Genomic DNA, 25045 nt, shown 5'->3' on the forward strand with positions numbered 1-25045 from the left:
CGTCCACTCGCGTAGCACGACAGTCGTCTTCGCTATGCTGAGAGCACTCGCGCGCCCGGCGCTGCGCACACCCCTCCACCCGTCTCCGCGACGGTGCAGGATGCGCCAGGGAAGTTGCGGATGCGCCAGGGAATAAGGGCGCCCTCGAAACTGTCGGAAAGGGCATGAACGTGTCGGAATTGCAGTGGGATGAGATCGATCGACGCGCGGTGGACACCGCCCGAATCCTGGCGGCCGATGCCGTCGAGAAGGTCGGTAACGGTCACCCCGGCACGGCCATGAGCCTCGCTCCGGCCGCGTACCTCCTCTACCAGCGCGTGCTGCGCCACGACCCGACCGACGTCGACTGGCTGGGCCGCGACCGCTTCATCCTCTCCGCGGGACACTCCTCGCTCACGCAGTACGTGGAGCTCTACCTCGGTGGCTTCGGACTGGAGCTCGATGACCTCAAGGCGCTGCGCACGTGGGGCTCCCTCACCCCGGGTCACCCGGAGTACGGCCACACCAAGGGCGTCGAGATCACCACCGGCCCGCTCGGTCAGGGTCTCGCCTCCGCCGTCGGCTTCGCCTACGCCGCCCGCTACGAGCGCGGCCTGTTCGACCCCGAGGCGGCCGCCGGCACCAGCCCGTTCGACCACTTCGTCTACGTCGTGGCCGGGGACGGCGACCTCCAGGAGGGCGTGACCAGCGAGGCCTCTTCGCTCGCGGGCCACCAGCAGCTCGGCAACCTGATCGCCATCTACGACTCCAACCAGATCTCGATCGAGGATGACACCAACGTCGCCTTCACCGAGGACGTCGCGAAGCGCTACGAGGCCTACGGCTGGCAGGTGCAGACCGTCGACTGGAAGAAGACCGGTGAGTACGTCGAAGACGTCGCCGAACTGTTCGCCGCGATCGAGGCAGCCAAGGGCGAGACCTCGAAGCCGTCGCTCATCATCCTCAAGACGATCATCGGATGGCCGTCGCCCGGCAAGCAGAACTCCGGCAAGATCCACGGTTCCGCTCTCGGAGCCGACGAGCTCGCTGCCACGAAGAAGGTGCTCGGCTTCGACCCCGAGCAGACCTTCGTGGTCGCCGACGACGTACTCGCCCACACCCGCGGTCTCGCTGCTCGTGCCGCCGAAGCCCGCGCCGCCTGGCAGGAGTCCTTCGACGCCTGGGCCGCCGCGAACCCCGAGAAGAAGGCGCTCCTCGACCGTCTCGAGGCACAGGAGCTCCCCGCCGACATCACGGCCGCGCTCCCGGTGTTCGAGTCCGGCAAGGAGGTGTCGACCCGCGCCGCATCCGGCCAGGTCATCAACGCCCTCGCCGCCGAGCTTCCGGAGCTGTGGGGCGGTTCGGCCGACCTCGCCGAGTCGAACCTCACCACGATCAAGGGGGCGCCGTCGTTCATCCCGGCCGAGTGGTCGACCCATGAGTGGTCGGGCAACCCGTACGGACGGGTGCTGCACTTCGGCATCCGCGAGCACGCCATGGGCGCGATCGTCAACGGCATCGTCCTGCACGGCAAGACGCGCGCGTTCGGCGGCACCTTCCTCATCTTCAGCGACTACATGCGTCCCTCGGTGCGTCTCGCCGCCCTCATGAACATCTCGAGCATCTTCGTCTGGACCCACGACTCCGTCGCCCTCGGTGAGGACGGACCGACGCACCAGCCGATCGAGCAGCTCGCGACGCTCCGCGCGATCCCGAACTTCACGGTCGTCCGCCCCGCCGACGCCAACGAGACCTCGGCCACCTGGCTCGAGATCCTCCGTCGCCACGAGGGACCGGCCGGCATCGCTCTGACCCGTCAGAACATCCCGGTGTTCGAGCGCGGCGAGGGTGCGGCCTCCGGCGACACTTTCGCTTCGGCGGACAACGCGGCGAAGGGAGCCTACGTCCTCGCCGAGGCGCCGAACGGCACCCCGGACGTCATCATCGTGGCCACCGGCTCGGAAGTGCAGCTCGCCGTGAACGCCCGCGAGGCGCTGGCCGCCGACGGCGTGAACGTCCGCGTGGTCTCCGCTCCGTCGCTCGAGTGGTTCGACGAGCAGGACGAGGCCTACCGCGAGAGCGTGCTTCCCGCATCCGTCACCGCTCGCGTCTCCGTGGAGGCGGGCTCCGTGCTCTCCTGGCGCGGAATCGTGGGCGACCGCGGCCGCTCGGTCGGTATCGACCACTTCGGCGCCTCCGCCGATTACAAGACCCTGTTCGAGAAGTTCGGCATCACGACCGAGGCCGTCATCGCGGCCGCACGCGAGACCATCGCCGCAAACAGCACCAAGGAGAACGCATGAGCACCCCCACCGCACAGCTCGCCGCCGCAGGTGTCAGCATCTGGCTCGACGACCTCTCCCGCACCCGCATCGACTCCGGCAACCTCGCCGAGCTGATCTCGTCGCGCAACGTCGTCGGCGTCACGACGAACCCGACCATCTTCGCGAACGCGATCACCGACAAGAGCAACACGTCGTACGACGCACAGGTCACCGAGCTCGCCGCCTCCGGTGCGAGCGCCGAGGAAGCGGTGTTCGCCGCCACGACCCAGGACGTCGGCGCCGCACTCGATGTGTTCCGCCCCGTCTGGGAGGCCTCGGGACATGTCGACGGCCGCGTCTCGATCGAGGTCTCCCCCGACCTCGCCCACGACACCGCGGGCACCGTCGCTCAGGCCAAGGAGCTGTGGTCGAAGATCGACCGCCCCAACCTCCTCGTCAAGATCCCGGCCACCAAGGCAGGGCTTCCGGCGATCACCGAGGCGATCGCGACCGGCATCAGCGTCAACGTCACGCTGATCTTCAGCCTGGAACGCTACGCCGAGGTCATCGACGCCTACCTGACAGGTCTGGAGCGCGCACACAGCGCCGATTTCGACCTGTCGAGCATCCATTCCGTCGCCTCGTTCTTCGTGTCTCGTGTCGACACCGAGACCGACAAGCGGCTGTCGGCGATCGGCACCCCCGAGGCCGAGGCACTCAAGAGCAAGGCCGGGCTCGCGAACGCGCGCCTCGCTTACGAGCTCTTCGAGCAGAAGTTCGCGGAGAAGCGCGCCCAGGACCTGATCAAGCTCGGCGCGAACCTGCAGCGTCCGCTGTGGGCCTCGACCGGCGTCAAGGACCCCGCGCTCCCCGACACCCTGTACGTGACCGAGCTGGTCGCCGACGGCGTGGTGAACACCATGCCCGAGAAGACCCTCGAGGCGACGTTCGATCACGGCGTCATCACCGGCGACACCATCACGGGCGGATACGCGGAGGCGCACCAGGTGTTCGATGACCTCGCCGCCGTGGGCATCGACCTCACCGACGTCACGCAGGTCCTGGAGGATGAGGGCGTCTCGAAGTTCATCGACTCCTGGCACGACCTGCTGGGTCAGGTGGCCGAGGCTCTGGAGTCCCAGCGATGACCTTCTCGATCCACACGTCCGGCGCGGCGCGAGCCGCGATCGATGAGACCGTGCCCAGCCTGGTCCACGATCTCGTCGCCTCGCGCATCACCGGCGGCGACCCCACCCTCTGGGGTGCGGCCGCCGAGGCCGAGGCCGCCGTGCGCCTCGGCTGGGTGGAGGCCGTCTCGGTCTCCCGCCCGCTCGTCGCCGATATCGTCGCCCTGCGCGCCGATCTGAACGCCAAGGGCGTCACCCGCGTGATCCTCGCCGGCATGGGCGGCTCCTCGCTCGCGCCCGAGGTCATCGCGCAGACCGCGGGTGTGCCGCTGACGATCCTCGACTCCACGGCCCCCGGCCAGGTGCTCGCCGCTCTCGACGAGGGGCTCACCGACACCGTGCTGGTCGTGTCGTCGAAGTCGGGCTCCACCGTCGAGACCGATTCGCAGCGCCGCACGTTCGAGGCCGCGTTCCGCGATCTCGGAATCGACCCCGTGGAGCGCATCGTCGTCGTGACCGACCCGGGTTCGCCGCTCGATGTCTCGGCCCGCGAAGCGGGATACCGCGTCTTCAATGCGGACCCGAACGTCGGCGGCCGCTACTCGGCACTCACCGCTTTCGGCCTGGTGCCTTCGGGCCTCGCGGGCGTCGACATCGACGAGCTGCTGAACGAAGCCGAAGCGTCTTCGCTCGAGGTCGCGGTGGACTCCGCCGAGAACCCCGCGCTCCGCCTCGGCGCAGCGATCGCCGCAACGAACCCGCGACGCGACAAGCTTGGTCTGATCACCGACGGCACGCACATCAAGGGTCTGCCGGACTGGATCGAGCAGCTCATCGCCGAATCCACCGGCAAGGACGGCACCGGCATCCTCCCGGTGGTCCTGCTCCCGGTCTCTCCTGAACTCGACCCGGTGCCCGCCGACCTGCAGATCGTCCGCCTGGTCGACGACGCCAACGAGTTCCACCTGCACGAGCGCCACGAGGGCGAGATCCTCGTGAGCGGCACCCTGGGTGCGCAGCTCATCGTCTGGGAGTATGCGACCGCGATCGCCGGTCACCTGCTCCGGATCAATCCTTTCGATCAGCCTGACGTGGAGTCGGCGAAGATCGCCGCCCGCGGCCTTCTCGACGCCCGTCCGGAGCCGACTGCTCCGGCATTCGTCGAGAACGGTGTCGAGGTGCGTGTGTCCGACACCGCCCTCGCCGCCTCCGGCACCGTCGAAGGTGTGCTCGATGCGCTCTGGGCCCAGCTCCCCGCCGATGGCTACGTGTCGATCCAGGCATACGTCAACCGCCTCGAGGTTCCGCAGCTCCAAGGCCTGCGCGAGCTCGTCGCGGCGGACTCGGGTCGCCCCACCACATTCGGATGGGGCCCGCGGTTCCTTCACTCGACCGGCCAGTACCACAAGGGCGGACCGGCGCAGGGCGTGTTCCTGCAGATCCTGGAGCGCACCGAGGTCGATCTCGAGATCCCGGATCGCCCGTTCACCTTCGGGCAGCTCATCCAGGCCCAGGCCGCCGGCGACGCCGCCGTGCTCGCCGAGCACGGCCGCCCGGTCGTCACGCTGACGATCACCGAGTCCTCGGACGACGTGCTCGCCCTCTTCGAAGCCGCACAGAAGTAACAGCAGGAGAATCCCCCACCCATGTCTGTTCCCATCTCGCGCGGGCACAACCCGCTGCGTGACCCCGATGACCGTCGTCTCAACCGGATCGCGGGGCCCAGCGCTCTCGTGATCTTCGGCGTCACCGGAGACCTGTCACGCAAGAAGCTGATGCCCGCGGTCTACGATCTCGCCAACCGCGGTCTGCTTCCGCCGGGGTTCGCCCTCGTCGGATTCGCTCGCCGCGACTGGGAGGACCAGGACTTCGCCCAGGTCGTCTACGACGCGGTCAAGGAGCACGCCCGTACGCCGTTCCGTGAGGAGACCTGGACGCAGCTGCTTCAGGGCATCCGGTTCGTGTCGGGTGAGTTCGACAACCCCGACTCGTTCCGCAAGCTCCGCGAGACCATCGAGAAGCTCGACGTGGAACGCGGCACGATGGGGAACCACGCGTTCTACCTGTCGATCCCGCCGAAGGACTTCCCGCTCGTCGCGAAGCAGCTGAAGGATTCGGGTCTCGTCGGCGAGAACAGCGATGATGACGAACGCTGGCGTCGCGTCGTGATCGAGAAGCCGTTCGGGCATGACCTCGAGTCCGCCCGTGCGCTCAACGCGGCGCTCGAGGTCGCGTTCCCTGCGGACTCGATCTTCCGCATCGACCACTACCTGGGCAAGGAGACCGTCCAGAACATCCTGGCGCTGCGCTTCGCGAACGAGCTGTACGAGCCGATCTGGAACCGCAACTACGTCGACCACGTGCAGATCACGATGGCCGAGGACATCGGCGTCGGCGGACGCGCGGGGTACTACGACGGCATCGGCGCAGCGCGCGACGTGATCCAGAACCACCTGCTGCAGCTGCTCGCGCTCACCGCCATGGAGGAGCCCATCAGCCTCTCAGCGGAGCACCTGCGTGCCGAGAAGGAGAAGGTGCTCGCCGCGGTGCACGTGCCGGACGACCTCTCCCTCGCCACGGCTCGCGGCCAGTACGCGGGCGGGTGGCAGGGCGGCGACAAGGTCACCGGCTTCCTGGACGAGGAGGGCATGAACCCCGACTCCACCACCGAGACGTATGCGGCCATCAAGCTCGAGATCGACACCCGTCGCTGGGCCGACGTGCCGTTCTACCTGCGGACCGGCAAGCGTCTCGGACGCCGCGTGACCGAGATCGCCGTGGTTTTCAAGCGGGCCCCACAGCACCTGTTCGGGCGTGGCAACGCCTCGGAGCTCGGGCAGAACGCGCTCGTCATCCGTGTGCAGCCCGATGAGGGTGTGACGATCCGCTTCGGATCCAAGGTGCCCGGCAGCGGGAGCAACGTGCGCGACGTCACGATGGACTTCGGCTACGGCCACGCCTTCACCGAGGCGAGCCCCGAGGCCTACGAGCGTCTGATCCTCGACGTCCTCCTGGGCGACCCGCCGCTGTTCCCGCGGCACGAGGAGGTCGAGCTCTCCTGGAAGATCCTCGACCCCGTGGAGAAGTACTGGGCGGCCGTCGGCGGTCCGGTGGAGCAGTACGCTCCGGGCTCGTGGGGTCCGGCATCCGCCGACGACCTGCTGGCCCGCGACGGACGAGTCTGGAGACGCCCGTGATCATCGACCTTCCCGACACGACCGTCAGTCAGGTCGCCAAGCAGCTCGTCAAGGTACGCGAAGAGGGCGGCGCCGTCGCCCTCGGACGTGTGCTGACCCTGGTCATCGCCGCCCGCAACGGTGTCGCCGAAGCGGCCATCGATGCGGCCAACGACGCATCGCGTGAACACCCCATGCGCGTCATCGTCATCACCACGGGCGACGGCGATTCCCGCCTCGACGCCCAGATCCGCGTGGGCGGCGACGCCGGCGCGAGCGAGGTCGTCGTGCTGCGCGCCTACGGAGACGCCGCGAGCAACGAAGAGAGCCTGATCACCGGCCTTCTCCTTCCCGACGCACCCGTCGTCGCCTGGTGGCCGGAGGATGCTCCGACCTCGCCGTCGACGTCACCGCTCGGCCGCATCGCCCAGCGCCGTATCACCGATGCCGCCACCTCGCCCGACGTGCGCGATCGGCTCGCGCTGCTCGGACGCACCCACGCCCCCGGAGACACGGACCTCGCCTGGACGCGTCTGACGCACTGGCGGGAGCAGCTGGCCGCTGTGCTCGATCAGCCGCCGTACGAACCCATCACGGGTGTCGAGGTGCGCGGTGGGTCGGCTTCTCCGTCGACCGCGCTGCTCGCCGCCTGGCTGCAGATGGCTCTGGGCGTTCGCGTGCGCTGGTCGTACGAGAACCCCGAGCACTGGCAGGAGGGCATCAAGTCGGTCCGTCTGACCCGCGCCTCCGGCGACATCCTGCTCGAGCGGCCTTCGCCCGGCATCGCCATCCTCACGCAGCCGGATCAGCCGAACCACGACCTCCACCTGCCGCGCCGCACGCTCCGCGAATGCCTCGCGGAGGAGCTGCGCAGGCTCGACCCCGATGTCCTGTACGGTCGAGTCATCACCGAGGGGTGGGAGAAACTGGGTCCGCCCGAGACTGGAGAGTGACGTCGATGCCGGTATCGTCCGCAGAGAAGCGGGTCGTGGTGGAATCCACACCTGCCGCCCTCGCCACCCGAGTAGCAGACCGTTTCCTCACGCGCGTTCGCGCGCGCACGCGGAACGGTCGACTCGCCCATATCGCCCTCACCGGCGGTTCGATGGGCGGTGCCGTGCTCCGCGCCGCGGCAGACGATCCGCGGTCCGCCGCGATCGACTGGTCGCTGGTGCATTTCTGGTGGGGTGACGAGAGGTACGTGCCGCGAGACGACGCGGACAGGAACTCCCTGCAGTCGCGCGAGGCGCTCCTCGACCACATTCCCGTGCCCGCAGAGAACGTGCATGAGGTGGCGGGGCCCGAGACCGGACTCACGCTCGACGAGTCGGCCGCGGCCTACGCCGCCGAACTCGCCCGTTTCGGCACCGACGAGCACCCGTGGCCGTCATTCGCCGTCTGCTTCCTGGGCGTCGGTCCGGACGGACACATCGCCTCGCTGTTCCCGGATCGGGAGGAGGTCACGGTCACCGACGCCGCTGCGCTCGCCGTCCGCGACTCTCCGAAGCCCCCGCCCGAGCGCGTCACGCTCACCCGTCCGGTGCTCAACTCGTCGAAGCGGGTGTGGCTCGTGCTCACCGGCGCCGACAAGGCCTCGGCCCTCGGACTCGCCCTCGCCGGTGCGAGCTACACGAGCGTGCCGGCGGCCGGCGCCAAGGGGCGCAAGCGCACCGTGTTCTTCGTGGATGAGGCCGCCGCCTCCGAGGTCTCACCCGACCTCATCGATCAGGCGTACTGACCGTCGCGTCGCTCCCGGTCCCCGTTCGGGCGGCTACGGCTGCTCGGGGGGACCGGAGCGGCCCGGCGGCAGGTCGCCGTCGTCCGGGCTCTCGGAGCTCTCCGGACGTTCGCGTTCCGTCGCGTCGACGGCCGTCGTCCGCGAGGAGGAGGCTTCTGCGGACGCCCCCTGCCCCGTCGGCGTGCTCCCGCGCTCGATTCCCAGCTCCTGGCTGTCGCTGAGCACCTGCGGGTGGTAACGGGCGAGACCCACCACTCCCCACACGGCGATGGCTCCGGCGATCGCGAAGATCACCATGACCCACGGCGGTGCGGCCGCGGCCTCGCCGAGAACGACCATGCCGATCAGAACCGCGACGAGCGGATCGACGACCGTGAGGCCGGCGATCACCAGGTCGGGCGGTCCCGAGCTGTACGCGGTCTGCACGAAGTAGCCGCCGACCGCAGCCGCGGCCAGGAGCGCGAGGACGCAGATCGCGGTGATCCACTCGAACTGACCGGCCTCGATGCGCTTGATGATGACCTTGGCGAGGGTGGCGACGAAGCCGTAGAGCACGCCGGCGCCGACCACGTAGAACAGCGCCCGCATGCGGTGGCGGAGTATCAGCCAGCAGGCTCCGAGGATGATGATGACGACGAGCAGGAGGGCGAGGATCACGAAGAGCTCGCGCTCCGTCACCTCCTGCTCCGTCGCGTAGATCGCGGCGAAGAAGACGAAGAGGAAGATACCGCCGACGCAGCAGGCTATGGCTGTGAGCGATTGTCTCGTCGGACTGTGACCGGAGACTCTCGCGTTCAAAAGCGTCGTGATGACGAGCGCGATGGCACCGAGCGGCTGCACGACGATCAGCGGCGCCTGGACGAGGGCCGCGAGCTGACAGACCACCGCGAGGCCGAGCATGAGCGTTCCGACGAGCCAGGAGGGCCGTGTGAGCAGTCGTTTCAACTGGTCGAAACTCAGCCCCGATGCCCCATCGGCGCCGCTGAGGCGCTCGACCTTCTCCACTCCTCGGTGCTGGTATTGCGCGCCGAGCGACATGAAGACCGCTCCGGCGAGGGCCAGGGGGATCCCGAGCAGGATGCCGGGGTTCTGGAAGGCTCCCACGAGCTGATCGCCGACCTGTTCGGCCCCGTTCATCCACACCCCAGCAGTCACGGTACGAGCCTACCGGGCGAGCGCCGCCGACTAGGGTTGTGACGTGGCTGTACTTCCGATTCGCATCATGGGCGACCCCGTCCTGCACTCCCCCGCATCCCCCGTCGACGAGATCACCGACGACATCCGCACGCTCGTCGCCGACATGTTCGAGACGATGGACACCGCTCCGGGAGTCGGGCTGGCGGCTCCGCAGGTCGGCGTGCCCCTGCGCATCTACACCTACGCCTACGTGGACGACGACGATCAGCCCTGGCGCGGCGTGCTCATCAACCCTGAGCTGTGGATGGTGCCGCTCGAACCGGGCGACCCCGACCCCGACCTCGAATCCGAGGGCTGCCTCTCGTTCCCCGGTGAACGTTTCCCCCTGCGTCGCTCGGAGCGGGTGCACGTGACGGCGACGGATCTGGACGGCCGACCGGTCACGATCGACGTGGACGGATGGCGTGCCCGGATCATGCAGCACGAGTTCGATCACCTCGACGGCATCCTCTATGTGGATCGTCTCTCCGACGGCGACTGGAAGACGGTGCAGAAGATCGCACGCAAGCGCGGATGGGGACGTCCGGGGGCGAGCTGGATGCCCGGTGTTGACGACCTCGAGGGCTGAGCCGCAGCACAAGCGGACATCGTGTCCCCGAAGGCACGAAGGAAGACCAAGATGAAGCTGTACGAACGACCGTCTCTGCTGTTCGCCGCGTGCGCCCTGACGCTCGCGGTCGCCCTGACCGGCTGCGGGACCTCTGAGCCCTCTCCTGAACGCAGTGCGACCGGCGACGGCGCTGGTGTCGCGAAGGTCGAGACGCCCGCGGTGACGGTCGGTGACTGTCGCCTCGAAGCCGCCAGCGGCCTGCCCGAAGACGCCGAAGTCGTCCCGTGCGCCGAGCGGCATGACGAAGAGGTCTTCCACGAGATCGAGATGCCCGACGACACCTTCTCCCAGCAGGCGGTCGAGGCAGCCTCCGCCGAGTGCGTCGGGGATGCGTTCACGGCCTTCGTCGGAGTGCAGCGGGAGGCGTCCGCGCTCGGCGTGTACCCGATCCCCCCGGCGGAAGAGACGTGGGACCAGCCCTACGGGCGCACCGTCTACTGCGTGCTGTTCGATCCGGCCGGACAGATCGAAGGAACGCTGGAGGGCGCCGCGCGCTGAGCGAACGCTCCGGTGACTCTCAACCGTCCGACGCGCGCAGCGCGAGCCACGCGGCGACGCGATCGTCCGGATCGGCCAACGACAGCCCGATCAGATCCTCGATCCGTCGGATGCGAGCGGTCAGGGTCTGCCGGTGGATCCGCAGGCGGCTGGCGCTCTCGCCCCACGCACTGTTCGTGGCGAGGAAGACCCGCAGCGTCTCGATGAGTTCCGTCCCTTGATCCCCCGAACGGAGCGGATCGAGCAGTCGGCCGACCCTGCCCACCTGCTCCCGATCGAGTTGCCCGAGCACGAAGGACACGGTCGGGATCGCGGTGTAGCGGACCACACGTTCGCCACCGGCACGAGCCGCTTCGCACGCCTGGCGGGACTCGTCGACGCTCCGGGCGAGTGCGTCCGTGCCGGCCGGGCGTCCGAGGCCGAGGTACAGCGTCGAGGCGAAGGCCTCCACTCGGTGCGCGATCTCTTCCACGTGCTCTTCCCGCAACAGGCCCTGGATGAGTCCGCGCTGCGATGTGAAGACGTGCTCGGCGCCGAGTTCGTCCAACCACAGTGCGAGTAGATGCTCGACGTCGACGCCGCTCGTGCGGGACGCCAGAGCGAATCCCACGAGGGTCCGCTCGTGCACACCCCAGCGGCGGAGGAGGCGCGTCGCCCGGTCTCCGCCCTCGAGAACCGTCTCGAGCATCATCGATCGACCGAGACGCTCGAGATGGCTGCTGTCGCGCGTCCTCATGAGCAGATCGAGCAGCGCAGCGGCTTGCGAGCTGAGTTCCCGGCCCCGACCGGAGCTGTCGTTGCGCGGGGCGGTGACGAGCTGCGCGGTGACGTCCTGTCCGGGGCCCACGGGATGAACCTGCAGTGCTCGATGACGCACGCGGACGGGCCGGCCGATCGCGACCGCGATCGCGTCGTCGATGTGCAGGCTTCCCGCACCGGCGGTCGTGATCACCTCGCCGTGCCGGTCGAGGAGCACGGCCCAGCCGTCGATCCGGTGTGCGAGTTCGGCGATGACGCCTGTGATCCCGCTGCGTCGAGCCGCGAGCGTGAGAACCCGCATCGCCGAGGTGATCGCTCTGGCCTCCGCGGCCTGGTCGACGGCGAGGAGGGCCGTGAGCCGGGGCACGAGCAGTTCCTGCGATGTGTCCGCCCCCACGATCGCGGTGATCCGCGATGCGGAGAGCACCTGACGCAGCGGAGGTGTGTCGACGCTCGTGACGAGCACGATGTCGCGCAGGAGCGTGGCGCGTTCCGGATCGTCGACGAGCGCGAGGATCGGCTTCTCGTCTGTCGTCACGAGTGTCGTGAAGAGCCGGTCGGTCGGGATGCCGAACGCGTCGATCGCGACCACCGAGTTCACGTGTCGGGTGCTCGGGACCTCGCCCTGCAGGAGTTCGCCGTCGAGGTACCGCGCTACGGAGACGACATCACGAACCATATCTCGATCATACGAAATGTCGAGCGCAGGCTTTTCCATTCACACATTTGTCGGATGCTCCGACCGGGCGCGCTCTCCTAGCATCGTGCGCATCCCCTCTCCACCCGAAGGATGTCATGAAAGCTGTTGTCTTCCGCGATCCGCAGTCACCGATCGAGTTCGTCGACGTCGACCTCGCGCCCCCGCGCGCCGGCGAGGTCCGCGTGCGAATCGCGGCCGCCGGCGTCTGCCACTCCGACCTGCACGTGAAGCGCGGCGAGTGGGATGCCGCTGCTCCCCTGGTCATGGGCCACGAAGGATCCGGCGTCGTCACCGAACTCGGTGAAGGCGTGAACACGCTCGCCGTGGGCGATCACGTCGTGCTGAGCTGGGTGCCGCCGTGCGGCGAGTGCCGCTACTGCCGTGCCGGTCACGAGGCACGGTGTCAAAAGGTCGCGACCGTGGTCGCGCCCCTCGGCGTGCTGTTCGACGGGACCTCGCGTCTCAGCCGCGACGGCGAGACGCTGCATCACTACCTCGGCGTCTCCTCGTTCGCCGAGGAGGTCGTGGTGCCCGCGTCCGGAGCCGTGAAGGTGCGCGACGACGCCCCGCTCGATGTCGTCGCCGTCGTCGGGTGCGCCGTGGCCACCGGCGTCGGTGCGGTGCTCAACACGGCCGCGGTCGAGCCCGGTTCCACCGTCGCGGTGATCGGGTGCGGCGGCGTGGGCCTCAACGTCGTCCAGGGGGCGCGACTCGCCGGTGCGGAGCGCATCGTCGCGATCGACGTGCGACCCGAGAAGACCCAGCTGGCCCTGCAGTTCGGCGCGACCGACCGCATCGACGCCTCTCAGGGCGACGCCGTCGCGCAGCTGCGGGAACTGATCTCCGACGGGGTCGACTACGCCTTCGACGCCATCGGACGCACCAGCACGACGGAGCAGTCGATCCAGATGCTCGGGCTCGGCGGCGCCGCCGTGATCGTGGGCCTCCCCCCGACGGGTGCCCGCGCCTCGTTCGAACCCCTCGTCCTCGCCGAGGCCGACCAGCGCATCCTCGGATCGAACTACGGCTCCGTCCGCCCCTCCATCGACGTTCCCGCTCTGGTGGACCGCTACATGGACGGACAGCTCAAGATCGACCCCCTGATCTCCGGGCGGCGCCCGCTGTCCGAGGCCGCGGCGGCCCTCGACGATCTCGAGACCGGTTCGGCACTGCGTACGCTCCTCATCCCCTGACCGCGCACCGCGGACCCTCACCCCTGAAACCCGAATCCAGGAGAACCCATGTCTGACACCGTCGTCGCCCCGCCCGGCGCGCCCCAGGATGCCGGCCTTCGCACCGGCGTCATGAGCGGCCCCGAACTCGCCGCTCAAGCCATCGCCAACATCGCCCCCAGCGCCGTCATCGCCTTCACCGCGGCGGCGATCTTCCTCGGTGCGGGCAACGGCACCATCTACGCCTTCGCCCTGGCGACGATCGTCATCCTGTGCGTCGGCTACTGCGTCGTCGTGTTCGCTCGCAAGCACGCCTCGGCGGGTTCGCTGTACACGTACGTGTCGAAGGGCCTCGGGCCTTTCGGCGCCTTCCTCGCCGGCGTCACCCTGCTGATCGGCTGCTTCGGCATCGCGGCCGCCTCCCTCAGCGGTTCCGTCAGCTACATGGCCCAGTTCCTCCGCATGCTCGGCCTTCCGGCCCAGGGACTCGGATGGGACATCGGCCTCGCCGTCGTGCTCGGCGGGTTGGCGACACTGTTCACCATCCGCGGCATCCGCCTGTCGGCCCGGGTCTCGCTCGTGCTCGAGCTCCTCTCCGTGGGTATCATCCTCGTGCTCCTGGTCGCGGCACTCATCTGGGCCGGACCCGCCGCGTGGGACCCCGCTCAGGTGCTCGCCACCGGATCCTCGTTCCAGGGGGTCGCGTCAGGCATGGTGCTCGGCATCCTCGGGTTCGTGGGGTTCTCCTCTGCTGACGCACTCGGCCGAGAGGCCAAGGAGCCGTACAAGGCGATCCCCCGCGCGATCATGTGGAGCGCGCTCGGCGTCGGAGTCCTGTACGTGTTCGCGGCGTATACGCAGATCACGGTGTTGGGCGACGACCTCGCCACCTCGGCCAGCCCGCTGGAGAGCATGTCGGCTCTCATCGGCATGCCGGCCTGGTTCGCCGCCGCCCTCACGATCGGTGTCTCGGCCTCGTTCTTCGCGGTCGTCGTCGCTCCGCTCAACGTGATCGGGCGCATCGTGTACGTCATGGGCAAGGAGGGCGTGGTCGCCGAGCGGTTCGGTCGCACCCACGAGCAGCACCTGACCCCGCACCGCGTGCTGATCATCGCCGGCGCGGCCGCGATCACGGTCGACATCGTGCTGCTGCTCTCGGGAGCGGCGACCGGCGACATCCTCGTCTGGGTGAACACCTGGGGCACCTACGGCTACATGGTCGCCTATGCCCTCGTCGCGATCGCCTGCGTCGTCTACACGCAGCGGGCGAAGATGCGCAACGGCCTCGTGAAGGTGTGCGCGACCATCGCGGTCGTCACCATGGCGTACGTGTTCTTCGCGAACGTCTGGCCGGTGCCGGCGTTCCCGTACAACGTGATCCCGTACATCTTCCTGGCCACCGTCGCTCTCGCGCTGACCCGGTACCTCTACCTGTCGCGTCGTCGACCCGACGTGATCGCCCGCATCGGCAACACCGAGACGAGCGCCATGGAGGGCGTCGGCTGACGCCGTCCTCCCCCACTGATGAGAAGAGTCCCTTCTACCGAAGGGGCTCTTCTCTCCATTTCAACCGCTCGATCCCGCGTCTGAACGAGAAAAGCCCCCTCCGTGGAGGGGGCTTTTCTCGTTGGCTCCCCGGCTTGGACTCGAACCAAGAACCTGCCGGTTAACAGCCGGCTGCTCTGCCAATTGAGCTACCGAGGAATGTGCCCGCTCAGCGGGCAACTAGACAAGCTTAGCAAACTCCGGAGCGACTTCAGGACACCGGGGCGCCCTTCGCGGATGCCGGGCGTGTCGTGCTCAGCGGCGAGAATCCGACTCCGCATTCGGGACCCAGAGCAGGTCACGTCCGACGCCCCGGGCGACCACGTGACCGGCGCGCAGCATGAGCGTTTCGGCGTTGAGCTCGCGGATGAAGTCCGCATCGTTGGTGACGAGCAGCGCGGCCATCCCCTGCTCCTTGCGGCGTCGGGTGATGGCGTCGAACACCACCGGTCGCACCTCGAGATCGAGGTTCGCGAGGATCTCGTCGGCGATCAGCACCTTCGGCTCCAGGACGAACGATCGTGCGATCGCGACACGCTGGCGCATCCCGGCGCTGAGCTCGTACGGGAACTTGGCCGCCGTGCCGAGCGGAAGGTGCAACTCGTCCAGGAGCGTCGCCACGCGGATCGAGAGCGCCTTGGTGTTGACCTTGCGCTCGCGGACGAGGATCGGCTCGGCGATGACCTCGTTGACGGTCAGCCGCGGCGGCAGGTCGGCACCCGCCCCCTGCGGCACGAAGCCGGTGCGGTAGGTGAGGATTCTGTGCTTGCGTCCCGGCCGGCGCACGTCGACGCCGCACACCTGCGCGCTCCCCCCGACGACCTTCACCGAAGGGTCGGTGGAACCCGCGAGAGCGGCGACCAGAGTGGATTTTCCGGAACCCGTGGGGCCGGCGACGCAGATCAGTCCCCCGGGAGCGAGAGAGAAGGTGACGCCGTCAACGGCGCGGGTCGGCATCCCGTGGCCGATCCGGTCGATCACGAGATCCGAGCAATCGATCGCGTTCGTGGATTCTGGCCTGCGGGACATGTGTCCATCCTGCCTTCTTCGCGGTGCAGGGCGGGGTTACGACTCGGCAAAGCGCTGACGCTCGGCATCGATGTCGCGCAGGCGCATCCGCAACGCACGGCCCCCATCGGAATCCGCCGGCACCCGCTGCACGGCGCCGAGAAGCTCCTGCTTGTCGCGCTCGAGCTGGCGCAGGACGAGTCGTCGGGCGAGGTCGGCCACGGTGGCGACGGCGCGCTCCTCATCCCGCGCGGGGAAAGGCGTCATCAGCAGCTCACCCGCCAGCGAGCGATAGGGCTCGCGGACGCTGTTGACGGCCTCCGTCACCCAGCCGGCCCTGGTGCGGTCGGGCGCCGCCGCCACGGCTTCGCGCACGGCGTCGAGACCCGGGGTGCGGAACGGCATGCCCAGCGCCCGATTCAGGAGGGCCTGATCGACCTGATGCCCGTACTGCAGGGCACCCATCAGCGCGTCCCGTTCGACCGCGACATCGGGGCTGCGCGGAAGACTGGCGAGTGTGACCGGCGCCACGACCGATGCCCCGGTCGCGGGATCGACCTGCGGAGCCTCGCGACGCGAGTGCTGCGGCGTGGAACCGCCACGCGCCGCGCGCTCGACCTCGCTACGCACCTCGGTGGGATCCATCCCGAGTCGCCGTGCCAGGACACGCTCGTAACCCGGGCGAAGGAGCTGGTCGCGGATCTCGGCCACGATCGGCGCCGCAGCCCTCAGAGCGCCCACGCGCCCCTCGACGGTGGAGAGATCGAAACCGCCCAGCTTGCGGTCGATCGCGAACTCGAACATCGGCTGCTTGGTGTCCATCAGCCCGCGAACGGCCGCATCGCCACGCTGGAGGCGCAGATCGCACGGATCGAGCCCGTCCGGGGCGACCGCCACGAAGGTCTGCGCGTTGAAACGATCGTCCTCCGTGAAGGCTCGCAGCGCCGCCTTCTGGCCGGCCTCGTCGCCGTCGAATGTGAAGACGACCTCGCCGGAGGCGTTGTCATCACCCATCACACGCCGCAGCACCTTGATGTGGTCGGTGCCGAATGCCGTGCCACACGTCGCGATGGCCGTGGTGAGACCGGCGAGGTGACAGGCCATCACATCGGTGTACCCCTCGACCACGACGACACGGCGGGGGTCTCCACGTGCGATGTCGCGCTTGGCGAGGTCCAGGCCGTAGAGGACCTGCGCCTTCTTGTAGATCGGGGTCTCCGGGGTGTTCAGGTACTTCGGGCCGTTGTCGTCGTCGAAGAGCTTGCGCGCGCCGAAGCCGATCGTCTGACCCGAGACGTCGCGGATCGGCCACACCAGGCGCCCGCGGAACCGGTCGTAGACGCCGCGCTGCCCGGTGGAGACCAGTCCGGCGTTGCTGAGCTCTTCGCGCGTGAAGCCCTGTGCGGTGAGTGCCTTGAGCATGCCGTCCCAGCCGCGCGGCGCGAAGCCGACGCCGAAATGCGCCGCGGCTCCGGCGTCGAAGCCGCGCTCCCCGAGGAAGCGGCGGCCGGCCTCGGCATCCGGCGTGAGCAACTGTGCGCGGAAGAACTCCGCGGCCGCGGTGTTCGCCGCGTAGAGACGGCTGCGGCCGCTCGTCTCCGGTGCCGCTCCCCCGTCCTCATAGTGCAGCGTGTACCCGATGCGGCCGGCGAGACGCTCGACCGCCTCGGTGAAGCTGACGTGGTCCATCTCGCGCAGGAACGAGTAGACGTCGCCCGACTCGCCGCAGCCGAAGCAGTGGTAGTAGCCCACCTGCTGGCGCACATGGAAGCTCGGGCTCTTCTCGTCGTGGAAGGGGCACAGTCCCTTGAGCGAACCCACGCCCGCCGACTTCAGCGCGACACGCTCACCGACGATGTCGGCGATGTTCGTGCGCGCCTTGACCTCGTCGACGTCGGCCTGCCGGATCCGCGGCATCAGCGCGCCCCTTCGGCGATGGGCCGCCTCTCGGCGTGCGCCCGAGCCCCGGGTCGGGCGTGACGAGGAGTCCAGATGCCCACCTCGGCCGGATCGATCTCTCCCACGAGCCGGTTGTGCCAGTCGATCGCGCTCTGGTCGGTGAGGCTCGCGATCTGATCCACGACGACCCTGGCGCGCTCGGCATCGTTCTCCGCCGCGATGAAGTCGGCAGCGAACGCGGGCTCGAGCACGTCGGATCCGGCGGACCACAGGGCGTCTGTCGACCAGAGCGCCTCGGCGAGCCGCGTCAGAACGCGCCGCTGTTCCTTGTACACGCCCTTGCGAGCCTCGATCGTGACGATGGCCTGACCCATGATGCCCTTGAGCACCGCGATCTCGACCTCGATCACCCGCGGGACGACGACATGGGCGTTGTAGCGAACCAGAGCCGTGCTTCCGTACGCCTCTTTGGTGGCGGCGACCGCGGCTTTGGCGAAGCGGCCGATCAGGTCGCTCGTCAGGTTCTTGAGCCGGGCGAGCGCCTGCCGTGAGCGGTCGAACGACGCGAGCCACATCGGCTGGGACGAGAGGCGGTACAGCGCATCCGCCAGCTCGTCGCGAGTGAAGTCGTATCCCACCCACTGCTGGATGCGTCCGAGCAGCGCATCGTGCGCACGCGGATCGGCCAGCTGCGCGACGTCGACGTATCCGTTGACGATCGCGTCCTCGAAGTCGTGCACCGAGTATGCGATGTCGTCGGAGAGATCCATGATCTCGGCCTCGATGCACCGCAGGCGTCCGGGGGCTCCCTCGCGCATCCACCGGAACACAGCCTCGTCCTCGGGGTACACGCCGAACTTGAGCCGCCCACCGGGATCCGGCACCGGACTGTCGACCGTCCACGGGTACTTGCACGTCGCGTCGAGGCTGGCGCGCGTCAGGTTCAGTCCGACCGAGCGGTCATCGTCGTCGAGCACCTTGGCCTCGAGCCGCGAGAGGATGCGCAGCGACTGGGCGTTGCCCTCGAAGCCGCCGATCGGCTCCGCCCATTCGTTGAGCGCCCGCTCGCCGTTGTGTCCGAACGGCGGGTGGCCCAGGTCGTGGCTCAGGCAGGCGGTGTCGACCACATCGGCTGAGACGCCGAGGGCGACCGCGAGCTCCCGCCCGACCTGCGCCACCTCGAGCGAGTGTGTCAGGCGGTTGCGGGCGAAGTCGGCCGTGCTGGCCGGGCTCAGCACCTGTGTCTTCGCGGCGAGCCGACGCAGAGCTGCGGAATGCAGCACGCGTGCGCGATCGCGCGCGAAGTCGTTGCGCTCGGATCGATGGGTCTCCGCGAAGAAGCGCTCGGCGTCGCGCGCGTCGTAACCGTCGGCGCGCAGGCCGACCTGAGGATCAACCGCCACTGTTCTCGATCTCCGCTCCACGCATCATCTCCGATGCCGACGAGGCGAGCTCCCGCGACTCCAGCCACTTGTCCGGCAGTGCCGTCCGCTTCGGGTGCCCGGAGCGTCCGCGCTGCCCCTCGGCATCCGCACCGGGATACGGAGCGGTGTGATCGAGTCGCCCGAGGAAGTCGTCGATCTCCGCGAGGCTGGATGCGGTGGCGAGACCGGTGCGGATGTCACCGCCGACCGGGTATCCCTTGAAATACCAGGAGACGTGCTTGCGGATGTCACGGCACCCGCGATCTTCGTCTTCGAAGAACTCGACCAGCAGCTCGGCATGCCGACGGAAGGCGTTCGCGACGAACCCGAGCGTGGCGTCGACCGTCTTGCCTTCGCCACCGAAGGCGGTGGCGAGCTCACCGAACAGCCACGGGCGTCCGAGGCAGCCGCGTCCGACCACGACACCGTCGCAGTCGGTCTGCGCCATCATGCGCACGGCATCATCGGCGGACCAGATGTCGCCGTTGCCCAGCACGGGGATGCTCGTGACGGCCTGCTTCAGCTCGCCGATCGCATTCCAGTCGGCGTGCCCGGAGTAGAACTCGCCCGCGGTGCGCGCGTGCAGGGCCACGGCGGCTGCACCGGCATCCTCCGCCGCGCGCCCGGCGTCGAGGAACGTCAGGTGATCCTTGTCGATTCCCTTGCGCATCTTCACCGTGAGCGGCACGTCACCCGCCGCCTTGACCGCCTGGTCGACGATGTCGGCGAACAGCTTCGACTTCCACGGCAGCGCTGCTCCCCCGCCGCGGCGGGTGACCTTCGGCACCGGGCATCCGAAGTTGAGATCGATGTGGTCGGCATGGTCTTCCGCGACGATGATGCGCACGGCCTCGGCGATCGTCTTCGGGTCGACACCGTAGAGCTGAATGGACCGCGGCGTCTCGGACTCGTGATGCCGGATCAGCCGCATGGTCGTCTCGTTGCGCTCGACCAGCGCGCGCGAGGTGATCATCTCGCTCACGTAGAGCCCGGCGCCGTACTCGCGGCACAGGCGCCGGAAGGCGGTGTTGGTGATACCCGCCATGGGTGCGAGGACGACCGGCACGTCGAGGTCGATCGGGCCGATGCGAAGGGGGCGGGCGGGGGCGGTGGCGAGAGTCATGTCCTGTCCATTCTCCCAGACGCGGAGCCCGGGGGGATGCGGCGACCTAAGCTGTGAATATGACCGATTCCGCGCTCCGTTCGATCCCGTTCACCGATGCCAAGGGCGAGGAGAAGACGCTCGACGATCTCGGCGCCGACGTGGTGCTGGTGGTCAACGTGGCGTCCAAGTGCGGACTCACCCCCCAGTACGAGCAGCTCGAGGAACTGCAGCGCCTGTACGGGGACCGCGGCTTCACGGTCGTCGGCTTCCCGTGCAACCAGTTCTTCGGCCAGGAGCCGGGCTCCGTCGACGACATCCTCGAGTTCTGCTCTACGACCTACGGCGTCACCTTCCCCGTCAACGACAAGGTCAAGGTGAACGGCAAGAACGCGTCGGAGCTCTACAAGGCTCTCAAGGAGACCCCGGACGAGGGCGGCAAGGCCGGCCGCGTCGAGTGGAACTTCGAGAAGTTCCTCGTGCTACCCGACGGCGACGTCCTGCGCTTCCGTCCGAAGCAGAAGCCGGACGCCCCCGAGATCGTCAGCGCGATCGAAGCAGCACTGACCCGCTAAGTCACGTCGGATCGAGCGCGGGGTCGGTGCGGTTCACCTCCGCGTAAGCCGCGCGCTTCCCTGATCTGCGGGCGAACACGGGGCTCGTTCATCTCCTCGTCAGCCCGACGCCATCTGGCCTCCCTAGTCTCACCGCGGCGAACATCGCCCGAAGACGAAGGAGACCACGCATGCCCGACCGTCTGCCGATCAGCCGGCGCACCGTCCTCACCGCCGGAGCGCTCGGCGCTCTCGGAACCGCCCTGCCGCTCGGTACCGCCTCCGCAGCCGCGGCCTCGGACATCGCCCCGGCGGGCGCCGGAGCCGGCCGCGGTCTGCGTTTCCGCGCCGACGGGACCTTCAAGGTGGTGCAGTTCAACGACACGCAAGACGATGAACTCACCGACCGCCGCACGGTCGAACTGATGGAGAAGGTGCTCGATCAGGAGAAGCCCGACTTCGTCGTCATCAACGGCGATGTGATCACCGGCGGCTGCGAGACCCGGCTCGCCGTGAAGCAGGCGATCAACAACGTCGTCACGCCCATGGAGGCCCGGCGGATTCCGTGGGCGGTCACCTACGGCAACCATGACGAGGACTCGCTGCCGCAGTCGGGCGTGGACGAGGCGGGAATGCTGAAGATCTACCGCTCGTACGAGTACAACGTGAACGCCGAGAGCACACGGGGCGTGACCGGTACCAGCAACACGATCGTGTCGATCGGCTCGGCCGCCCGGAAGAACCGCGAGGCGTTCGCCCTGTGGTTGATGGACTCGGGGCGCTACGCCCCCGGCACGATCGACGGCCAGGACTTCGCCGGGTACCCGACCTGGGACTGGCTGCGGATGGACCAGGTGGCCTGGTACCGCGAGCAGTCGCAGCGTCTCGAACAGCGGCGGGGGCGCAAGGTACCGGGGCTGATGTTCCTGCACATCGCGCTGTGGGAGCACCGCTTCATGTGGTGGGGCGGCGTGGACACCCGCACGGAGGCCGATGCCGCGCGCGGCAAGGCCCGGCACGCCATCGTCGGTGAGCGCAACGAAGACGAGTGCCCCGGTCCGTTCAACTCCGGGATGTTCAATGCCATCCTCGAGCGCGGCGATGTGAAGGGCGTGTTCGTCGGCCATGACCACATCAACGACTACGTGGGCGACTACTACGGCGTCATGCTGGGCTACGCCCCCGGCACCGGGTTCGGCGCCTACGGTCTCGACGGCGCTGAGCGCAACCGTATGCGCGGTGGTCGGGTCTTCGAGCTCAAGGAAGCCGGTGACGAGGTGACGATCGCGACGCGTGTCGTCTATGCGCGCGAGCTCGGCATCGATCTGACGGCGAACGACCAGCCCATGGAGCCGCTGCCGCTCGGCCCGCGCCAGCAGCGGATCTGACGCATACACAGGGCGACGCCGGGGACCCGTTCGGGTCCCCGGCGTCGTGTTGTCCGGCGGGTCTCAGGCCTCGACGGGTTCGTCCCGCTTGGCCCACAGGTCGCGGATCACGTTCTCGAACGCGGCCGGCGGCTGTGCGCCACTGATGCCGTACTGGCCGTCGACGACGAAGAACGGAACGCCCTGGATGCCGTAGGCCCGTGCCTGCGCCTGATCCTGACGCACGGCCGGGAGGTACTGCTCGCTCTCGAGCGCTGTGCGGGCGCGGTCGGCGTCGAGCCCCACCTCGGCCGCGAGGGCGACGAGGTCGTCGATACGCCCGACGTGCTTGCCCTCGGTGAAGTAGGCGGACATGAGCCGCTCCTCCATCTCGTGCTGCAGCCCTTCGGCCTTCGCGAAGTGCAGCAGCTCGTGCGCCTTCACGGTGTTGGTGTGCTGCAGGATGTCGAAACGGTACTCGAGCCCCGCGTTCGCGGCAACACCGGTCACGTTCGACAGCATCTGCTCGACCTGCTCCCGCGGCATGCCCTTGTGCCCGGCGAGGAAGTCGATCTCGTCGCCGTCGAAGTCGACCGGGGTGTCGGGCGACAGCTCGAACGAGTGGAAGGTGATGTTGACCTGCGGCGCGTCCTCGTCGGCAGCGACCGCTTCGAGACCCTTCTCGAGGTTGCGCTTGCCGATGTAGCACCAGGGGCAGGCGATGTCGGACCAGATGTCGATGGAGATGGGTTCAGTCACACTTTCATCCAACCGCATGCGCCTCCGAGCTATTCCGAGGCGGCGGGCGCGAGATCGATAGGATTCTCGGATGCTCACCGCCGCCGATCCGCTTCCCTTCCGGCCCGAGCGGGTCCTGATCGCCGGTGTCACGGGCTCCGGCAAGACGACTCTCGCGCGCCGCGTCGCCGGAGTGTGGGGGCTGCGCCACGTCGAGATCGACGGCCTGTTCCACGGGCCGGACTGGACTCCGCGGCCCGAGTTCCTCGACGACGTCCGCTCCTTCGCGTCCGAGGACCGCTGGGTCACCGAGTGGCAGCACACGAGCAAGGGCACCGACGAGATCATCACGCCGCGTGCCGACCTCGCGATCTGGCTGGACTACCCGTACCGCGTGGTGCGCTCCCGCCTGCTGCGTCGAACGCTTCGCCGCAGCATCCTGCGCACGCGGATGTGGAACGGCAACGTCGAGAAACCGATCTGGCAGATGTTCCGCAGCGATCCCGACGAGAACATCCTCGCCTGGCAGACCAAGACCCTGGGGCATTGGACCGAGCGGATGCCGGACTACACCCTGCGCTTCCCGCAGCTCACGATCGTCCGGCTCCGGACTCCGCACGAGACCGAGCAGTGGCTCCGGGCTCAGGCGGGTGAGTCAGGGGTGTCGATCGCGCCGCCGAAGCGACGGTCCCGCGACAGGTAGATGCCGATCGCCCGCCAGAGCTCTTCCCGCGAGAAGTCCGGCCAGAGCGTGTCGAGGAACACCATCTCGGCGTAGGCCGACTCCCACAGCAGGAAGTTCGAGGTGCGCTGCTCCCCCGAGCTCCGGAGGAAGAGATCGACGTCGGGCATGTCCGGCACGTACAGGTTCCGGCGGATCATCTTCTCGGTGATGGCCTTGGGCTTCACGCGGCCGGCAGCGACGTCTTCCGCGATCGCCCGCATCGCGTCGACGAGCTCGACCCGTCCGCCGTAATTGACGCACATCGTGAGGGTGAGCACGTCGTTGCCGCGGGTGAGCTGTTCGGCGTGCTGCAACTCCTTGATGACGCTGCCCCAGAGCCTCGGCTTGCGGCCGGCCCAGCGGATGCGGACGCCCCACTCGTTGAGCTGGTCGCGGCGGCGGTGCAGCACATCGCGGTTGTAGCCCATGAGGAAGCGCACCTCCTCGGGGGAACGCGCCCAGTTCTCGGTCGAGAACGCGTACACGGACAGATGCTTCACCCCGGCCTGGATTGCGCCGGCGACGACGTCGAGCAGCACCTCCTCGCCCGCCTTGTGGCCTTCGATGCGGTTGAGCCCTCGGCGGTTGGCCCAGCGGCCGTTGCCGTCCATGACGATCGCGACGTGCTCGGGCACGGCCCGGAACACCGGCGGGTGCACTCCGGTCCAGTCCAGCGGACGATAGGGCACCGCGTCTTTGTGCGTGTAGGGCTTGGGGCTCATCGTGGTCCTTCCGACGAGATGTCCGACACATGGGCGAGCGAGCGGATCCCGCGCTCCAGGTGCCACTGGGCGTAAGCGGAGACGAGTCCGGACGCGGCCGCGGTGTCGGCGGGCGGTGACGCATCGATGACGTCCCACTCCCCCGAGATCAAGGCACGGAGAAGGGCCAGTGTCTTCTCGGCGACGCGGGGGCTGCCGGCCGGCGCGCAGTTGGTGCACACCAGTCCACCCAGCTGCGCGACGAACCGCGCGTGCGGCCCCGGTGTCCCGCAGCGCGCGCACTCGTCGAGCGAGGGCGCCCACCCGGAAAGCGACATGACCCGCAGGAGGTACGAATCGAGGATGCTGCGCGCGACGTGCTCTCCGCGCGACAGTGCCCGCAGCCCGCCCACGAGGAGCAGGTACTGATCGGGGGTCGCCTCGGCATCGCTCAGACGGTCGGCCGTCTCCACCATCGCGTTCGCCGCGGTGAACCGGTCGTAGTGCGCCGCGATGTCCGTGCCGTAGGAGCCGAGCGATTCCGCCTGCTGCACGATGTCGAGCGAGCGCCCCTGATAGAGCTGCACGTCGGCGACCATGAACGGCTCGAGCCTGGCGCCGAACTTCGACGAGGTGCGGCGCACGCCCTTAGCGACCGCGCGCACCTTGCCGTGGCGGCGCGAGAGCATGGTGACGATGCGATCCGCCTCACCGAGCTTGTGAGTGCGCAGGATCACCGCTTCGTCTCGGTAGGTGGGCACCC

General features: G+C 68.6%; 22 protein-coding genes and 1 tRNA gene. 13 read left to right on the forward strand and 10 right to left on the reverse strand.

Translation table 11 applies throughout. The features are described from left to right. The first annotated feature begins 170 nt into the window (after positions 1–170). Genes tkt through pgl form a run of 6 tightly spaced genes read left to right on the forward strand, consistent with a single transcriptional unit; the run spans position 171 to position 8284 of the window. Positions 171–2282 carry a transketolase gene (gene tkt / locus OC372_RS04725; protein ID WP_262001234.1) on the forward strand — a complete coding sequence of 704 codons (2112 nt, stop codon included), beginning with the start codon at positions 171–173 and terminating at the stop codon, positions 2280–2282. Beyond that, positions 2279–3391 (forward strand): transaldolase, encoded by a 1113-nt coding sequence (gene tal / locus OC372_RS04730; RefSeq protein WP_029261749.1) that lies wholly within the window; start codon positions 2279–2281, stop codon positions 3389–3391. Before tkt ends, tal begins: the two co-directional genes overlap by 4 nt. Beyond that, positions 3388–4995 (forward strand): glucose-6-phosphate isomerase, encoded by a 1608-nt coding sequence (locus OC372_RS04735; protein ID WP_262001060.1) that lies wholly within the window; start codon positions 3388–3390, stop codon positions 4993–4995. The genes tal and OC372_RS04735 overlap by 4 nt, the downstream gene beginning before the upstream one ends. 21 nt (positions 4996–5016) lie before the next feature. Next, on the forward strand, positions 5017–6567 hold the full coding sequence (gene zwf / locus OC372_RS04740; protein WP_029261747.1) for a glucose-6-phosphate dehydrogenase: 1551 nt from the start codon (positions 5017–5019) through the stop codon (positions 6565–6567). After that, entirely contained in the window at positions 6564–7499 is a 936-nt protein-coding gene (locus tag OC372_RS04745; protein ID WP_029261746.1) for a glucose-6-phosphate dehydrogenase assembly protein OpcA, read from the forward strand. Before zwf ends, OC372_RS04745 begins: the two co-directional genes overlap by 4 nt. Before the next feature lie 5 nt (positions 7500–7504). Then, complete coding sequence (pgl, locus tag OC372_RS04750; protein WP_262001061.1) at positions 7505–8284, forward strand: 6-phosphogluconolactonase; 780 nt, start codon at positions 7505–7507, stop codon at positions 8282–8284. 33 nt (positions 8285–8317) lie between these two features. Here pgl and OC372_RS04755 read toward each other — a convergent pair whose 3' ends face one another. Further along, positions 8318–9421 carry a DMT family transporter gene (locus OC372_RS04755; protein WP_262001235.1) on the reverse strand — a complete coding sequence of 368 codons (1104 nt, stop codon included), beginning with the start codon at positions 9419–9421 and terminating at the stop codon, positions 8318–8320. Between the two features lie 61 nt (positions 9422–9482). Between OC372_RS04755 and def the strand changes: the two genes are divergently transcribed. Continuing rightward, a complete protein-coding gene (gene def / locus OC372_RS04760; RefSeq protein ID WP_105710086.1) occupies positions 9483–10049 on the forward strand; it encodes a peptide deformylase in 567 nt (188 codons plus the stop codon). Between the two features lie 51 nt (positions 10050–10100). Further along, a complete protein-coding gene (locus OC372_RS04765; RefSeq protein ID WP_262001062.1) occupies positions 10101–10589 on the forward strand; it encodes a septum formation family protein in 489 nt (162 codons plus the stop codon). A 19-nt stretch (positions 10590–10608) separates the two neighbouring features. Here OC372_RS04765 and OC372_RS04770 read toward each other — a convergent pair whose 3' ends face one another. Next, positions 10609–12027 carry a PucR family transcriptional regulator gene (locus tag OC372_RS04770; protein WP_262001063.1) on the reverse strand — a complete coding sequence of 473 codons (1419 nt, stop codon included), beginning with the start codon at positions 12025–12027 and terminating at the stop codon, positions 10609–10611. Positions 12028–12143: 116 nt separating this feature from the next. Here OC372_RS04770 and OC372_RS04775 point away from each other — a divergent pair, with 116 nt between their 5' ends. Next, complete coding sequence (locus OC372_RS04775) at positions 12144–13241, forward strand: alcohol dehydrogenase catalytic domain-containing protein (protein ID WP_029261740.1); 1098 nt, start codon at positions 12144–12146, stop codon at positions 13239–13241. 48 nt (positions 13242–13289) lie between these two features. Next, positions 13290–14726 carry an APC family permease gene (locus tag OC372_RS04780; RefSeq protein ID WP_105710090.1) on the forward strand — a complete coding sequence of 479 codons (1437 nt, stop codon included), beginning with the start codon at positions 13290–13292 and terminating at the stop codon, positions 14724–14726. A gap of 122 nt (positions 14727–14848) precedes the next feature. On the opposite strand, the gene OC372_RS04785 is transcribed toward OC372_RS04780, so the two are convergent. The 5 genes from OC372_RS04785 to dusB all read right to left on the reverse strand — a co-directional run bounded on the left by OC372_RS04785 (position 14849) and on the right by dusB (position 20219). Continuing rightward, positions 14849–14924: transfer RNA gene (locus tag OC372_RS04785), tRNA-Asn, on the reverse strand. 96 nt (positions 14925–15020) lie between these two features. Beyond that, the gene (locus OC372_RS04790) at positions 15021–15794 is read right to left on the reverse strand and encodes an ATP-binding cassette domain-containing protein (protein ID WP_029261738.1); all 774 of its coding nucleotides are present in this window, start codon (positions 15792–15794) and stop codon (positions 15021–15023) included. Positions 15795–15830: 36 nt separating this feature from the next. Beyond that, positions 15831–17690, reverse strand: a complete 1860-nt coding sequence (dnaG, locus tag OC372_RS04795; RefSeq protein WP_105710091.1) for a DNA primase — start codon at positions 17688–17690, stop codon at positions 15831–15833. Continuing rightward, positions 17690–19075, reverse strand: coding sequence for a deoxyguanosinetriphosphate triphosphohydrolase (locus tag OC372_RS04800; RefSeq protein ID WP_029261736.1), 1386 nt, complete (start codon positions 19073–19075; stop codon positions 17690–17692). The genes dnaG and OC372_RS04800 overlap by 1 nt, the downstream gene beginning before the upstream one ends. Continuing rightward, entirely contained in the window at positions 19065–20219 is a 1155-nt protein-coding gene (gene dusB / locus OC372_RS04805) for a tRNA dihydrouridine synthase DusB (RefSeq protein ID WP_029261735.1), read from the reverse strand. Before dusB ends, OC372_RS04800 begins: the two co-directional genes overlap by 11 nt. 59 nt (positions 20220–20278) lie before the next feature. On the opposite strand from dusB, the gene OC372_RS04810 reads away from it, so the two are divergent. Next, entirely contained in the window at positions 20279–20773 is a 495-nt protein-coding gene (locus tag OC372_RS04810) for a glutathione peroxidase (RefSeq protein ID WP_029261734.1), read from the forward strand. Positions 20774–20943: 170 nt separating this feature from the next. Next, positions 20944–22140, forward strand: a complete 1197-nt coding sequence (locus OC372_RS04815) for a metallophosphoesterase family protein (RefSeq protein ID WP_181156207.1) — start codon at positions 20944–20946, stop codon at positions 22138–22140. 63 nt (positions 22141–22203) lie between these two features. On the opposite strand, the gene OC372_RS04820 is transcribed toward OC372_RS04815, so the two are convergent. Further along, on the reverse strand, positions 22204–22878 hold the full coding sequence (locus OC372_RS04820) for a DsbA family protein (RefSeq protein ID WP_029261732.1): 675 nt from the start codon (positions 22876–22878) through the stop codon (positions 22204–22206). Positions 22879–22948: 70 nt separating this feature from the next. On the opposite strand from OC372_RS04820, the gene OC372_RS04825 reads away from it, so the two are divergent. Beyond that, complete coding sequence (locus OC372_RS04825; RefSeq protein WP_262001064.1) at positions 22949–23560, forward strand: AAA family ATPase; 612 nt, start codon at positions 22949–22951, stop codon at positions 23558–23560. Here OC372_RS04825 and OC372_RS04830 read toward each other — a convergent pair. Together OC372_RS04830 and recO are read right to left on the reverse strand one after the other, a co-directional pair. Then, complete coding sequence (locus OC372_RS04830; protein ID WP_262001065.1) at positions 23500–24303, reverse strand: isoprenyl transferase; 804 nt, start codon at positions 24301–24303, stop codon at positions 23500–23502. The genes OC372_RS04825 and OC372_RS04830 overlap by 61 nt on opposite strands. Then, entirely contained in the window at positions 24300–25043 is a 744-nt protein-coding gene (recO, locus tag OC372_RS04835; protein ID WP_262001066.1) for a DNA repair protein RecO, read from the reverse strand. Before recO ends, OC372_RS04830 begins: the two co-directional genes overlap by 4 nt. Positions 25044–25045: the final 2 nt, after the last annotated feature.

The sequence above is a fragment of the Microbacterium sp. Mcb102 genome, from assembly GCF_024519805.1.
Lineage (GTDB): Bacteria > Actinomycetota > Actinomycetes > Actinomycetales > Microbacteriaceae > Microbacterium.